This is a genomic window from Vibrio sp. YT-19(2023) (genome assembly GCF_033337395.1).
Map to the genome: position 1 here is coordinate 1 of NZ_JAWOQN010000176.1, position 1,018 is coordinate 1,018.

A 1,018-nucleotide genomic window follows, 5' to 3' on the forward strand; every position below is an offset into this window, starting at 1 on the left:
CAGGTTTCAATATCTGAAAGTTATCCGTAATTCTGGATGACAATGAGCCTGCAACTTCTGGTAGCGTTACATCGAAAAACTCTTTGATGGCTGAAGTAAATTCTGGCTTGGAGGAGAAGTAAATATTGTTCCTCACATGTTCATTCATCACTTTCCAAAGCCGCTCGATTGGATTTAAATTTGGACTGTAAGGTGGTAAGTAATGAAGCTCAATATTGAGCACTTTTGCCGCATTTCTCACCAGCTCTGACTGATGATAGGCGGCGCCATCAAGAACTAGGTGAACTTTTTGCTCCAACGGGTAATGCTCCTTTTTGAGCTTCCAGAAGGAGCGAACGATGCTCTCGCTGTTTATCGTCTCATACGTCTCTGTCACCGTTGCGCCAATATTTTGAAGCGGTAACGCACCGATAATATTAAGACGAGTTCGACTGCCTGTTGTCTCAATCACTTTGTCTTGGCCTTTTCGTATCCAGCCATAACTGAGTTTTTTTGACTGCGTAGGATGAACGGCATCCATGAACAGCACAGGGTCTTCGCTGCTTTTTAGCGTCTCGTTATAGTATTCGATAAAGGCTTGCTGCATCTCTGGATTAAACTTGTGCGGTACACCTTTCGGCTTCTTATATGAGAAACCGTGATGATGTAACCACTTGTTCATTCCAGCAACGGTATAACGGATACCAAACTCTGCTTGTACATAAGCGACAATTTGATGGATATGAAAGTACGTGTTTTCAGCCAGATGTTCGATAAGCTGCACGGTTTGCCCAGCAGAAAGTCGGCTTTGACTACCGCCATTTTCAGGCTTGAGTTTTTCAGAGAGAACATAATCACTGAGATGACGAGCGACGGTCGATTCGTGAATACGAAGAGCTTGAGAAATCATCATCTGACTCCAACCTTCAGAGGCAAGTAAAACTGCTTTGATGCGGTCACGCACTCGACCATCACGAGTTGAATCGTGCATCTCTTCGAGCTGTTGTTTCTGTTGTGGAGTCAGTGTAATTTTCATGGT

At 44.0% G+C, this 1,018-nt stretch carries 1 protein-coding gene; it reads right to left on the reverse strand.

Features of this window, described 5'->3' with window-relative positions; translation table 11 throughout:
* Positions 1-1,015, reverse strand: a 1,015-nt coding sequence (locus R7E78_RS24705) for an IS630 family transposase (RefSeq protein ID WP_318058418.1), incomplete at its 3' end; no start/stop codon positions are given.
* Positions 1,016-1,018: the final 3 nt, after the last annotated feature.